We start from the raw sequence: 12087 nt of genomic DNA, 5'->3' as shown, positions 1-12087 counted from the left end.
TTCTGACAAAGGTCTCTGCTTTCCCACCACAGAAATTTTTATTGTTTATCATTATATTATTGAATTGAAAAGCAAAAATACAGTCCCAAAAAACCAAAGATGGCTGCAAAATTGGTTCTTGATAAATATTGCATTTATGTTTATAATAATAATTTAATGTTTGTCCGAATGTTGTTTCAAAAAAGTTTTTCAAAATTCATTTTTTTCTTGACTTTTTGATTCGGATGGTATATCATTTATTTGTTCGCGCTTTTAGCTCAGTTGGTAGAGCAGTAGACTCTTAATCTATTTGTCCAGGGTTCGAGTCCCTGAAGGCGCATCCAAAGCTTTCCGAGAGATCGGGAAGCTTTTTTTTCATAGGGAATTTCGAAGAAATTTCCTATGAAAAAAAAGCTCCGCCCTTCCGAACCGGAAAAGGCGGAGCGTTTTTCTTGCCCCATGAATGAATGATTTTTTGCTTACGCTTTCTGTTTTACCGCATAGGCCATCGCAGCCTGACCGGCGATCAGGCCCTCGCCCACTGCCTTGGAAACCTGAAGCGGCGCCCCCGTGCAGTCTCCTGCGGCCCAGAGTCCGTCAATGTTCGTCTTCATCGAGCGGTCCACACGGATAAAGTTTCCGTCCAGTGCCAGCTCCGGAAAAAGATCATTCGGAGCGATGGACGGTCTGAGGATAAAGACGCAGCTGACTTCATACTGCTCTCCGTCTGCCGTCAGCAGGACACCGGTCTCCGCATCTTCGATCGCGACGCTCTTCGGTTTATCCAAAAGAGTTACCTCGCAGCCGATTCCCGACAGAAAATCAGCCTCTTTCTTATCGGCGTCGCCGTAGACAATAACCGCCGTTTTCTTTCCTTTATACAGCATACCGTCGCAGGTTGCACAGTAACTGACACCGCGGCCGAGATGCTCTTTTTCTCCCGGGTATGCCTGTCCTCTCACAATTCCGCCGCCAAGCACAAGCGCATATGCCTCATAGACTTCGCTCCCGGCGCCGACCATCCACGTCTTTCCCATATTCATCGCGCTGAGAACACGGTTCTGAACAAACTCCACGCCCATCTTTTTTGCGTGCTCGGTGAAAACCTCCAGCATCTCTTTTCCGGAGAGCCCCGGAAGTCCGAGATAATTGTCAATCCGCTCTGCCTTATACAGCGGATTGCTGTCCTGCGCGGTTCCGATCACCAGAACGCTTCCGCCTCTCTGTCGGACATTAACGGCTGCAGACAGTCCAGCCGGACCGGATCCGATCACAATCACATCATACATCATATCAGTCCTTTCTCCATCAGAAATCGCCTTAATTAAATTGTGCACAATCTTTTTTCTGTATTGTAACGGATCGGATGCGTTCTGTCAACCGTCTCAGTTTTCTTCCCTGTAAATACATCCGAAGATGCCTCGTTTTCCGTTATTCTTTACCTTCTGCAGATTCTGGCCCGATGCGCGGAGCATGTGCCTCAGCATCTCATTGGACTCGCAGTATGCCGTGACATATCCCACGCTTGCGCTCAGTTTCTGCTCCGTGCCGAGAACCGTCATGCTCTCAAGACCGGACTGATACGCCGCAATGCTCTGTTCAAATGCTCCCGGCAGATAATCACCGATAATTAAAAACTCATCGCTTCCGTACCGGTAAATGTTCATCTCCTGAAATGACTTCCGAAGGAGCTGTGCGTAATCGCGGAGCGCGGCATCTCCGGCATCGTGTCCGCACTGATCGTTGATTCTGCGGAACTCGTCGATATCGAACCGGCCGATCACCAGCGTTCTTCCCGGAAAGCCATTGAAATCCTCCCGCAGTCCGAAACGGTTGTTCAGTCCCGTCAGCTCATCCGTCATGGATTCCTGATATACTTTATTGTAATTCCGTACTTCCTGATCACAGTCCGAGAAACCGACGATCATCCGGGTCACCTCGCCGTTTATCTCCTTCATCCGGACGGCACGGAATTTTGTAAAAAATCCGCTGCTGGACTCAAAAATGTAATCGTAGGTCGGGATCTCCGAAAGACGTTTTGCCATATAATCCAACTGACTGTATTTGGCAAAGGTCTTCTGATAACGGCCGGAGACCATATATCGGGTAAATGCCCGGCACACCTTGTCATAATCGCCCTCGTTGATAAGGTCCACCAGAATCTGCGGCGAATTGTCATAGATCTTATACGGTTTGATTTTCCGCTCCTTCACATCGATTTCAATCACCGTAAAGTACTCGTGGGCGAGGGCCGACGATTTCTCCGACTCCGGACTGTTCGTTTCCGAACGGTCCATATACTCTTCAACCCGGTCGGTAATATCATTCAGCAGAATAAAAAACTGTCCCGATCCCCGATACGGTTCCCGGAGCTGCGCCAGCTTGATGCGCCCGTCTTTCCGGAAGGTCCATCCCACTTTTTCTTCATCCGCTGCCACATTGCCCAGTGTGACCAGAAAATCCTCCGGCTTCTCTTCCGACAGTCCGGTCTCCAGACAGATGCGTCTTGTCGAGGCTCGAAACGACGCTTTGACGCGGACCGGCTCTTCTCCGCGGTGATCTTCCACCAGCACCACGTCCGCCGGACCGTCGATGTAGATCAGTTTCTCAAACAGATCTGAAATTACGGTTCCGATGATTCTCTCAAACAGCATCTCCGTGGAGTTGTTTTCATTCTGCACCAGCACGATCACATCGCCGGTGTCCGGATTCTCCGTCATCGTAAAGTCGGTGTGTATATTCACCCACCCGCCGCGGCACAGGTAACGCAGATTCGTCTGGAGCGTGCGCTTTCCGGACTGATAATATGTCAGAAGCCGGTTTCGGGAAAACTTCTGCGCGGTCCGACGGTCTTCGTCATTGAACATCCGCGACGTCAAAAATTCAAAATGATCGTCATAGGTGTACGTCTTTTCCTCCCCCGCCGGAATATAGCGGATGCCGTCATATTTCAGAACCGGCGCGCTCTTACTCAGGTTGAAATACAGGTATCCCTTATATCCCGGCTCCGGCAGATCTTTTCCGTTGGTCTCGCCTTCGCACATAAAATGCTCAAACGCGGCTCTTCTGGCCTGATATCCGCCCAAAACGTGATCATTGTCCGCCAGAAAGACGTAAAAGACAAAACCGAAATCCGGATCGTCCGTCAGACGGCCGAAGGCATCCAGCTGCCGCATGGTGCCGTTTTTGGTGTGCACACGAAAAACCACATGATCATAATTCCTTTTTCCGGTGTCAATCTGTCCCCAGATGCCTTTTTCCGCGCGGTAACGGTCTTCCTCAAAGATTCCGCCGATAAAGCTTTTCCCGGTGAGTTTCAGGAGTTCTTCCATGGAAAAGCAGCCGTAGATCTCCATGGCTCTCCGGTTTGCATACACAATCTCACTGGAATCATCCGCGCGGAATATGATCATTCCGCCGGGAATATTTTCCATCCATTCTTCGATATTCTTTCTCATTCGCTCTCTTCCTTCCGGTATTTTTCCCGTACCTCATCAAACGGGATCGGCCGTCCGAAAATGTATCCCTGCATCAGCCGGGCTCCCATCTCCGAAATCATCTCTTTCTGCTCTTCCGTCTCAATACCTTCCACCAGCGTCACGATGCCGAGTGCCTCCACCAGCTCGATCAGGTGCTTCAGGATCGTACGGCTTTTTTCCTCATCGGCCAGATTCCGCACAAACTGCATATCGAATTTCACCGTATCAAAATTAAACTCCCGCAGAAGATTCAGCGAAGAGTAACCGCTTCCGAAATCATCCATCCAGACTTTGAATCCAAGCCTGCGGAACCGGATCAGCGATTCCCGGATCCGGGCATTGGCGATGGCAAATGCGCTCTCCGTCACCTCAATCATAATCCGGTTGTGCGGGATATTCATAGAATCCAGAATTGCGGTGATCTCCTGCGGCATATCCTTCGCCGTAAAATCCATTCTCGAGAGGTTGACACTGACCGGATTCTTCGGAAAACCGATCCGGTCGCCAACCAGCATCTCCTCCGCCACGCGGCGGACCACATACAGATCCAGTTCCGTGATAAACCCGTTGTCCTCCAGAAGCGGAATAATCACCGCCGGGGAAATGAGCCCGCGCTCCGGGTTCCTCCATCGAACCAGTGCTTCCGCACAGACAATCTCTCCGGTACGGCTGTCGACAATCGGCTGATAATAGACCTCGAATTCCCCGGCAGCCATCGCCTCATGAAAACGGTTCAGCAGATGCTGCGTAAGTTCATGCTCCGTCCGGAGTTTCTCATCATAAACCCGTACCGGCTGTGCCTTGGTCGCGCTCTGCTGTGCCAGCGCCGCACGGTCACAGGCCACCGTCACGGAATCATTTTCCGCAATACGGTACATGCCGATGGTAATCACAATCGGATGCCCCGACACTCCCAGAACCGGATGCTCGCGAAGATGATCGATCGCCAGTTCCACCATGTTCTGATGCGCAAACACATAATAATGATCTTCCTCAAACCGCGCGGTCAGACACCCCGGAAATTCCTCCGACAGGCGCTTTCCAACCTCGATCAGCAGCTGATTTCCCTCGTGATACCCGTTCTGTTCGTTATAACTGCGCATTTGGGAGATATCGAAGGCGGCGATCACCAGCGGGCTGGGATTGACCGGTCGAACTTTGTGTCCCCCCGCTTCGCCCGTTGCCTCCGACGCCGGAATACCGTCCCGTTCCCCGACCTCGCAGATTTCCGGTCCGATGAATGATGCTTTTCTCGCCATAATCAGCTTCGACACATTCATCAGAAAAAACCGCCGGTTCAGCAGCCCGGTCAATTCATCGGTCTCAGAGTAACGGATCATCTCCAGATGATTCCGTATCATCTTAAAACGGCTGTCAAGAATGATAATCTGCGCCCCGAGGGAGAGAAAATACGCCTGCATAATATGCAGAAAATCCGCACGGAAAACCGGTTCCTCTTTGCAGTACCAGCTCAGTCCGATAAACAGAAGTGACCACAGACTCATCACACTGATCGCCTTCCCGGGCCGGTCAAGGACAAACGGCGGCAGGGCAATAATATAGAGCAGAAACGTGATCGCCTGATAATTGGGATCCAGAACCGTTCCACTCAGGATCGTGATCAGATAGACCGGAGCCTGAACCAGATAGATCAGTGTCGTCCCTCCGGTATATTTCACCAGGGAAGCAGCCCTCGAAATAATCAGAACGGCACAGTAATACACCAGCAGAATGATCCCGCTCTGTTGGGCATAAGTCTGCCGGGTCATGATCATGTGGGCCAGAATATTAAATACACTTGCCGGAATTCCGATCAGCGGCATCAGCGAAACCGCACGGAGATTGATCCGGTTGATCTCATCCGCATAATACAGCGGATTCTTCTGCATTTCCTCTTCAATCTTGAAAAACATGGTCAAATCCCCCATCCGAAAGCTGCCGTCCGCAAAAAAGAAAACTGCAGATCCTTTCGGGTGTCAATTGTTTCCGAAAATATATATCGTCTTTATTTCGGCGAAACCGGGGAAGAATATAACTTATGGCTTCTTTTCGGACACCGGTCCGCCAAATTTGCGGTATTCCTATTCGGTCTCATTCATGTTAAACTGTACTTTGCGTCATGAATGACGAAGTGCGGAGTGTCCACCTGCGAAATCGGTCAGGGACTTTCATTCCCCGCATATGGGCAATGTCTGCAGGCAGACTTCGCCTCCCCACTCCCTCAATCCTGAGAAGGCTCGGGGAACTTCGGCGCTCCTGCCCCTCAACCCTGAGAAAAGCTCTGCGGACGGAACGCACGACGCTGATAAGAAAGAGAGTCGCACCGCAATGAATCACAATATGGAGGATCACATGAAGAAAATCAAGATCGGAATGCTCGGGATCGGCAATATCGGCCAGGGAACCTACCGCACGCTTGAGATGAGCCGTGCCAGAATCGAGGAGGCAACAGGGCTCAATCTGGAAATCACTAAAATCCTGAACCGTCATCCGGAGCGCGACCGAGGGATCGACATTCCCAGGGAGAAATACGTCACCGACATCCACGAGATCATCGACGATCCGGAGATCGACATCGTTGTCGAGCTGATCGGCGGCATTGAACCGGCCACCACCTTCATGGCGGATGCCCTCCGCGCCGGAAAGCATGTTGTCACGGCAAACAAAGCAGCCATCGCGGCAAACGGCGAACTTCTCCAGAAAATCGCCCATGAGAACCATCTCATGCTTCGCTTTGAGGCCAGCGTTGCCGGCGGAATCCCGATTCTGAATGCCGTCACCACCGCGCTGATCTCCAACGAATTCAGTGAAGTTCAGGGAATTCTGAACGGAACGACCAACTATATTCTGACCAAGATGACCGAGAACCGTCAGGCGTACGCCGACGCCCTCCGGGATGCCCAGGCCAAGGGCTTTGCCGAGACAGATCCGACTGCCGACGTCGAGGGAATCGATGCTGCCAACAAGCTCAGCATCCTGATCTCCCTCCTGTTCGGAATCGGTGTGGCCCCGGATCAGATTCCGACCCGCGGAATCACCACCGTTACCAGCGAAGACATCTCATTTGCCCGCGAATTCGGTTACCGGATCAAGCTTCTTGGTTCCGCCCGTGCCAAAGACGGGGAAGTGACCTGCAATGTGGAGCCGAGCCTTGTTCCGGAAGACCATCCGCTCGCAAACGTCAACAACGAATTTAACGCCGTCTATGTGACGGGAAATGCCGTCGATAAGCTGATGTTCTACGGAAGAGGCGCCGGACCGCTCCCGACCGGAAGCGCGGTGATGGGTGACATTATCAGCATTGCACGCAAAATCGAGAAGAATGCCGCCTACGACCTGCTCCCGCATCTTCGTTACGATGCCGGCCTCTCCTTTGCCGGAGAAGGAAAGAACCCATATTATATCCGGGTCACCGCACCGGATCACCCGGGAGTTCTCGGACAGATCACGTCAACCTTCGGTGTATACGGCGTCGGAATCCGCACCATGATGCAGCGGGCCGTTGCTTCTCACAGCGATACCGTGCCGCTGATCTTCATTGTCTACGCCATCGAGAAAAACATTCTCAGCACCGCGCTGGATGTGCTGGTCGGCAACGGATCGGTTCTTCGGGTTGACAACGTGCTCCGCGTTCTGGATTTCTAACGCCGAAAACGAAAGACCGCATCCGCGTAACGTTTGCGTGATCGGAATACCGAAAGAATTATCTGATGAAACCAAAACGCTCCGCGCGGATGCGCACGCCGCTACAAGGAATCTGTCACCTGACGGTGACCAGCGGCGGCGCGCAAAGTCCGTGGGGCTCCCCTCAGGACTGAGGGGAGCCCCACGGACTTTGTTCAATTTGCCGGAAGCCGCGTCAGCAGCCCGGAAGTTTTATTCTTCGAGACGAAGCTTGCTCTTCAGGAGCTCATCTATTTCATGCAGTTCCTCCGGAAGTTTTCCCTCGTCCTTCGCACGGCGGTAATCAGCAAGATAACCGTTATCTTCCTCGCTCTCGTCCGGAATCAGATCGCTGCGGATATCCTTCGGCATGTGAAGCACCGCAACCAGACCGCGGAACACCTCACCGAGTTTATTTGCCAGCTCTTTCTGGGACAGATGCGTCACACCGCAGGCACACATAACGGCAATACCATGAACGTAAATCGCCAGATTACGGTATACAAAGACTGCATTGTCACGATCCACGCCGTAGCGGTTCACAAAACATTCCATCAGATCGCGCGCATATTCCGCAGTCAGCAGATATTCATCCATGTTGGCGGAATCGGTCGGATTCATAAACAGGATACGGAACAGATTCGGTTCTTCTTCCGCAAAACGAACATACTCCATCGCAAATGCCTTCAGCGGAAGATTTGTGGAGAGAGCCCGGTCCTGATAGGAACGGTAAATCGTCAGCGCCTGTTCATGAGCTGCCTCACGAATCTCATCAATTGTCTTAAACTCATTAAACAGCGGATAGGTTGACATCTCCAACTCCGCCGCAAGTTTCTTTGCGGTAATGGAGTTCGGACCGTCTCTGCGGATAATGTCTACCGCAGCATTGATAATATCCTGTTTGCTGTGTTTTCCTCTCTTGGAGAGTCTTCCGCGCGTTTCACCGGTAAGTGCCATATTTTTTTCCACCTTACTATAAATTCTATTGAGTAAATACCCACTTCAAACGGGTATTTTACCATAAAATAATTCTACTGTGTGGAAAATTTATCAATTTTTTAATATTTTCTTTGATATTCTTCTTCCGCACTCTCGCTTTCCTTTTCCGGAATTCATTTTTTTGCCTCATTATTCGCCGGATCGGACGCCTTCGTCTTCTCTTTTATTCCTTTTCCGCGATTCCAGCGGATGGTGCGATAGACCGCCGTGATCAGAATCATTCCGATTGGAATGAGCCAGATCAGTGTTGCAATCGCACCAAGGAACATTTTCGCTCCCTCCAGGAACGTTTCCAGAGTATCCCGGAACGTATTCTTCATGATTCTCGCCGCCATCTCTCCGGTCGTCTCCTCATGAATGGTCTTGGTGCACTCCAACGCAATCCGGACCGTCGTCGCATCAATGCGGGAATTCAGGGAATTCATCCGGGCCTTATAGGACTCGAGGCCCGAGATGGCCCGGGTCAGCTGCTCCTCCACCTTCAAAAGCGTCTCCGTATCCTCCGCCTTCTCCAGATAGGACTGCAGTCTGTCCACTTCCGTCTGTTTTGCCTTGAGACGCGCATCCACATCGACATACTGCTGCGTCACGTCCTCTGTCCGGTCATCAATCCGGCTGACGTTCATCCCCTGTTCGCGGACCCCCGCAAGGAACCCGTCCACTTCGTCCTTCGGAATTTTAACCGTGACCCGCCCGCCCGCATTGTACTTGCTGTAGGACATACTGCGGTCAGTCACACTTCCGTGATACTGCTTTGTGATCTCCACGATCCGGTCTGCCGTCTCATTGAGTTTTGAGTCATCCTCCAGACTTACCGTCAGATCCACCGTGCGGATCAGCTTTGCCGCATCCTGCTCCGGCATGTCCATTCCATTCCCGCCGTCCTCCATGCGGACCGCTTCCTCCGCCCCGGCAGCATCCATCATGACTTCCGGAGCCTCCGCCCGGTCAAGTCCCGCACCGCCGAAGCCGTTCTTATCGAAAGCACCGTCCGCCTTCATCGCCGAGACGGATACATCCGCTGTCTTTCCCATGGTTCCCGACACATTCTTCGCACCGCAGCCGACCAGAACGGCAACCCCCGCCGCCAGAAGAATCACCCGGAGATCCATCCCCGACGTTTCCTTTTTTGCATTTTCCCTTTTTGCGTTTTCATTTTTTGCGGAACCTATTTCTGTTCCGGAATTACGCCGACAGCCGGAATCAAATTCTGTTTTATACTCTTTCTTCATATGCAGCCTCCCGTATATATTCGGATCTTTGTTGTCCCTTCACCTGATATACAGCCAAAACTGCCAAAATGTTGCAAAGCAGAGAATGAAGTTTATTTTTATCGTTTTTCGTTGTTTGTGTTTCTGTTCGGTTTTATTTGTTCAGACCGCTTCTCGCTCCTCTTCGGTCGTGTCCGGTCTCACGGTAATATTTCGTCTTCGCCTCATACATCCGCCGTTCCGCCTCGACGCGAAGATCTTTCAGTGTGGGATCGGGTATCTCCTCCGCCGCAACATAGCCCACGGAAATCGACAGCTTCTGCCCGCAGGATCCGATCCATGATTCGCAGTTCTCGCGAATGCGGTCAAATACCGCCTGCCGTGCTTCCCGAGGAATGTAACCGATGGCGGCAAATTCATCGCCCCCCACACGGAATACCCCTCCGTACGGTTCCATGATGGAATTCAGACAATGGGCAGCGGCTATGATCAGCTCATCTCCCGCTTCATGCCCCATCGTGTCATTGACCTGCTTCAGTTCATTCAGATCCGCCGAAAGAAAGACAAAGTCACCGGAAACCGGTTCATTTCCGATCTGGACCACCGCCTCATCAAAGGATCTCCGGTTTTTAATTCCGGTGGTATTGTCAATGTGTGCCATGCGGTCAAGATCCCGGCGTTTTTTGCGGCTGATCACAATATAGACCATTCCGCCGATCAGTACCCCCGCCAGCAGCAGCGCTACGGCAAACGTGCCGTAAATATTGGCGTAGATAAATTCCTCCAGGGAAAATTCACCGTTTTTCCCAATATATTTGTATGTCGACGTAACCGCATAATTATCCGGAAGACCGGTGATTCCCCGCTCAATGAGTGACAGAAGCAGCGTCTCTCCCCGCTTCACCGCCATACAGATATTTCTTCCTTCCGGCAGCGGAACGGACTGCATATCACGGTAGCGGAACGAGCTCATCAACGCGTCTTTGCGAAGCTCGTTGATCGCAATGGAATCCGCGGCGCCGCTCTTTACCATGTCAAATCCGCTGTAGATGTCATCGCAGAAAACAATCTCTGCCTCCGGGAAATTCCGCCGTACATAATTCTCCTGAAAACGATTTCCGCGGATGACCGCAATCCGGTTCTTAACACTCTCGTCATATGTCCCGTCAAACACGAGAAACATCGATGTCTTCACCAGTTCCGAACTCAGAAAAACCCCGTCTTTTTCCGCCTGAGCCATGTTATTCTCGATGGGAAATGCCACATCGATCTCGTCGCGTTTCAGCGCAGCGATCATCTCCTGTGTGGATCCGTACGCCCGATAGATCGGCGAAACACGCTTTTCCAGCCGCAGCTGTTTCAGCATCTGGTCAACCAGATCGGTGAGTATACCCTGTGTCTTTCCGTTCTTGTCCGTTCCGGAAAAGGGCATATAATTGTCAAAATATCCGATCCGGATTCTCGGATTGCGTTTCACGAGAGTATCCTCCTCCCGTGAGAGAAGCCGGCTGACCGCACTGCCCTTATAGTATTTTTCCAGAAGCTCCTTGGTGAATCCCGGTTCGATGGAGGTAATCGCCCCCTGTGCCCGGTTCAGATCATCCAAAAGATCTTTCCTTTTTTTCGCAACCGCAAGATAATAATCCGAACCCCCAACCAGAGCAATCGGAACCATGTTCATCTCCGGCTTGACCGAAAAATCCGTCGATACGGTTGCCACCGTCTCATTGGCGTCAAATGCCGCCATACGGGAGCGGTTTCCCGGATAGTATCGGATATCCGCCGCAAAACCGCCTTCCTTATTCCAGCGCTCCAGCATTCCCTGCTGAATCGTATTCTCGTTGACGCCGATGGTGACACATCTCAGGCTGCCCTCCCGCGTCGGTGCCAGCGGATCGTCTGCGCGGACATAGATATAATAGTTCTCGGTTCCCATCGGATAATCGGAAAAGAGAGCCTTTTCCTCTCGCTCCGGCGTCTTGGACAATCCGGGGAGAACGTCAATCTCTCCGTTATAGAATTTTTCAGTGATCTCATTCCATTCACCATAAACATACCGGTATTCCCAGTCGGTGTAATAGGAGATTTTCTGGAGATAGTCGTATGCAAGACCGCTCATCTCGTCATTCTCTTTCCGCTCCAGAAAATTCGTGCTTTCCGTAAAGCCGACCGTAACGATCTTGCGCTGTTCTTCCGATGCTTTTAATGAGATCGAATTCACGCTGCTGAACACACACACCATCAGCAGCATCCATAACATCATAAGCATCGCCCGGATGCTTCCGACGGTATTCTTATCCCCACAACATTTCCCTCGTTTCATCATTCCAACTCTTCCCTAAAATATTGCTTCCTTACAGCGGCGTGCGCATCCTCACATAATTTTTTTTTGATACAGAAAATTCAGTGCCATATCCTATATCGATCGGATAGGGGAGATTTGACACTCCCCTTCCACACCACCGTACGTACCGTTCGGTATACGGCGGTTCAATAGTTTACACGAACTTTTAGATAGTGGGCTGATAAGGATGGATATCCGAGTCTGACCACTATTATCGTTTTGGTAAGCGCTGTGTTTAGCATCATCGCCGCTCTCCATGTGCCTTTTCTACAGTTAGCCAGTTCATGTACCTTCCATTCTGGCAAGTGTAGCGCCCTCAGCATCTTGTACCTCGTTCGCACCTTTTTCCATTGTTTCCAATACACTGCCCGGATTCTGTGGCGAAGCCACTCGTCCAGTTCCTCCATCAGGC

The 12087-nt window shown here is 51.4% G+C and carries 7 protein-coding genes, 1 tRNA gene and 1 pseudogene; 2 read left to right on the top strand and 7 right to left on the bottom strand.

The window, feature by feature from the left end; all coding sequences use genetic code 11:
* Nucleotides 1-246 precede the first annotated feature (246 nt).
* Nucleotides 247-319, top strand: a tRNA-Lys gene (locus BMW41_RS01950).
* A 139-nt stretch (nucleotides 320-458) separates the two neighbouring features.
* Here BMW41_RS01950 and BMW41_RS01945 read toward each other — a convergent pair.
* The 3 genes from BMW41_RS01945 to BMW41_RS01935 all read right to left on the bottom strand — a co-directional run bounded on the left by BMW41_RS01945 (nucleotide 459) and on the right by BMW41_RS01935 (nucleotide 5371).
* Entirely contained in the window at nucleotides 459-1271 is an 813-nt protein-coding gene (locus BMW41_RS01945; RefSeq protein WP_177171133.1) for an NAD(P)/FAD-dependent oxidoreductase, read from the bottom strand.
* 93 nt (nucleotides 1272-1364) lie between these two features.
* Nucleotides 1365-3437: a sensor domain-containing diguanylate cyclase gene (locus tag BMW41_RS01940; protein ID WP_074648394.1), complete on the bottom strand. Its 2073-nt coding sequence runs from the start codon at nucleotides 3435-3437 to the stop codon at nucleotides 1365-1367.
* On the bottom strand, nucleotides 3434-5371 hold the full coding sequence (locus BMW41_RS01935) for a putative bifunctional diguanylate cyclase/phosphodiesterase (RefSeq protein ID WP_074648392.1): 1938 nt from the start codon (nucleotides 5369-5371) through the stop codon (nucleotides 3434-3436). The genes BMW41_RS01940 and BMW41_RS01935 overlap by 4 nt, the downstream gene beginning before the upstream one ends.
* A 439-nt stretch (nucleotides 5372-5810) precedes the next feature.
* On the opposite strand from BMW41_RS01935, the gene BMW41_RS01930 reads away from it, so the two are divergent.
* Nucleotides 5811-7103, top strand: coding sequence for a homoserine dehydrogenase (locus BMW41_RS01930; protein WP_074648390.1), 1293 nt, complete (start codon nucleotides 5811-5813; stop codon nucleotides 7101-7103).
* Nucleotides 7104-7334: 231 nt separating this feature from the next.
* Here the strand turns inward: BMW41_RS01930 and BMW41_RS01925 are convergent, their stop codons facing one another.
* The 4 genes and pseudogenes from BMW41_RS01925 to BMW41_RS14715 form a co-directional block, all read right to left on the bottom strand.
* Nucleotides 7335-8078, bottom strand: a complete 744-nt coding sequence (locus tag BMW41_RS01925) for a TetR/AcrR family transcriptional regulator (RefSeq protein ID WP_074648388.1) — start codon at nucleotides 8076-8078, stop codon at nucleotides 7335-7337.
* Nucleotides 8079-8233: 155 nt separating this feature from the next.
* On the bottom strand, nucleotides 8234-9352 hold the full coding sequence (locus BMW41_RS01920) for a DUF4349 domain-containing protein (protein ID WP_074648386.1): 1119 nt from the start codon (nucleotides 9350-9352) through the stop codon (nucleotides 8234-8236).
* A 133-nt stretch (nucleotides 9353-9485) separates the two neighbouring features.
* Complete coding sequence (locus BMW41_RS01915) at nucleotides 9486-11657, bottom strand: transporter substrate-binding domain-containing diguanylate cyclase (protein ID WP_074648384.1); 2172 nt, start codon at nucleotides 11655-11657, stop codon at nucleotides 9486-9488.
* Between the two features lie 164 nt (nucleotides 11658-11821).
* A pseudogene (locus BMW41_RS14715) lies at nucleotides 11822-12087 on the bottom strand (maturase); the annotation flags it as partial.

Origin of the sequence: [Clostridium] aminophilum, from assembly GCF_900101295.1 — a bacterium.
GTDB lineage: Bacteria > Bacillota > Clostridia > Lachnospirales > Lachnospiraceae > Clostridium_R > Clostridium_R aminophilum_A.
Note: the sequence above shows the minus strand (reverse complement) of the source record. Positions and strands in the feature narration are given on the sequence as shown.

Bases quoted from the DNA above. Each gene is read 5' to 3' on its own strand.
- BMW41_RS01945 (WP_177171133.1), bottom strand. From the start codon at position 1,271: ATGATGTATGATGTGATTGTGATCGGATCCGGTCCGGCTGGACTGTCT.
- BMW41_RS01940 (WP_074648394.1), bottom strand. From the start codon at position 3,437: ATGAGAAAGAATATCGAAGAATGGATGGAAAATATTCCCGGCGGAATG.
- BMW41_RS01935 (WP_074648392.1), bottom strand. From the start codon at position 5,371: ATGTTTTTCAAGATTGAAGAGGAAATGCAGAAGAATCCGCTGTATTAT.
- BMW41_RS01930 (WP_074648390.1), top strand. From the start codon at position 5,811: ATGAAGAAAATCAAGATCGGAATGCTCGGGATCGGCAATATCGGCCAG.
- BMW41_RS01925 (WP_074648388.1), bottom strand. From the start codon at position 8,078: ATGGCACTTACCGGTGAAACGCGCGGAAGACTCTCCAAGAGAGGAAAA.
- BMW41_RS01920 (WP_074648386.1), bottom strand. From the start codon at position 9,352: ATGAAGAAAGAGTATAAAACAGAATTTGATTCCGGCTGTCGGCGTAAT.
- BMW41_RS01915 (WP_074648384.1), bottom strand. From the start codon at position 11,657: ATGATGAAACGAGGGAAATGTTGTGGGGATAAGAATACCGTCGGAAGC.